The organism is Pseudoalteromonas sp. GABNS16E (genome assembly GCF_028598715.1).
Classification (GTDB): domain Bacteria; phylum Pseudomonadota; class Gammaproteobacteria; order Enterobacterales; family Alteromonadaceae; genus Pseudoalteromonas; species Pseudoalteromonas atlantica.
Genome location: NZ_JAQREZ010000134.1, coordinates 1 through 1201, shown reverse-complemented (window position 1 = coordinate 1201; position 1201 = coordinate 1). Strand labels below are relative to the sequence as shown.

At 39.6% G+C, this 1201-nt stretch carries 1 protein-coding gene; it reads left to right on the top strand.

The window, feature by feature from the left end; all coding sequences use genetic code 11:
* The first annotated feature begins 70 nt into the window (after positions 1-70).
* A protein-coding gene (locus PSI06_RS20955; RefSeq protein WP_273605070.1) for an IS3 family transposase occupies positions 71-1185 on the top strand; the annotation gives its coding sequence in 2 pieces (ribosomal slippage) (positions 71-323 and positions 323-1185; 1116 coding nt in all).
* The last annotated feature ends 16 nt before the right edge of the window (positions 1186-1201 follow it).

Here is a 1201-nt window from a genome sequence, read left to right as displayed (position 1 = left end):
GGTAATCCCCCCGAAAAATAATAGATGCCAAACGTAGAATTTTCTCTTATTGTAAACACAGGAGAAAATTATGAAAAAAGCACATTTTACAGACAGTCAGATCCTCACTATTTTGAAGCAAGCTGAAAGCGGAGTGCCGATCCCTGAGCTATGTCGTGAACATGGTATGGGCAACTCAACTTTTTATAAATGGCGCGCTAAATACAGCGGCATGGATGCATCTTTAATGACACGAATGAAAGAACTTGAAGATGAAAACCGCCGTTTAAAGAAAATGTATGCTGAAGAGCGGCTAAAATCTGAGGTCATTCAAGAGGCAATGGCAAAAAAGTGGTGAAGGCTTCTGAGCGCAAAGTATTGGCACACGAAGTCATTAGCAAAAATAAAATGAGTATTGCCTTAGCTTGCCGTACTTTCATGATAAGTGAAACATGCTATCGTTATACGACAAAACTGTCTGATGAAAATAAGAAAATTGCAGCATTGCTATTAGATTTAAGCCAATGTCAGCGTAATTGGGGGTTTGGCTTATGTTTTTTATACTTGCGCAATGTTAAAGGCTACACATGGAATCATAAGCGCGTTTATCGTATTTACCGTGAGCTTGAGTTGAATCTGCGAATAAAGCCTAGAAAACGTCTAACAAGGGAGAAGCCTGAACCATTGGCAGTACCTGATGGCATTAACGAATGTTGGTCAATGGATTTTATGCACGACCAATTATCTGATGGCAGAGGGTGTCGCTTATTCAATGTGATTGATGACTTCAATCGCGAAGGGCTTACAATAGATGCTGACTTATCACTCCCCGCTGACCGTGTGATCCGCTCGCTCAATCAAATTATAGAATGGCGTGGTAAGCCAAAAGCTATCAGGTGTGACAATGGGCCTGAATATATTAGCCATAAGTTAGCGGAATGGGCGTTAAATAATAATATTGAATTACGATTTATCCAACCAGGTAATCCGCAACAAAATGCTTATGTAGAGCGGTTTAATCGTACGGTTAGGTATGACTGGCTAAGTCATTATATTTACAGTGATATTAGTGAGTTACAAGATAAAGCTACCGATTGGTTATGGACTTATAATAATGAACGCCCTAACATGGGCATAGGTGGGATAACACCCATACAAAAACTGGAAAAGTTAAACAACGAAAATTCTACAGATAACCTCCATTAAAAATGGGGAGATTACC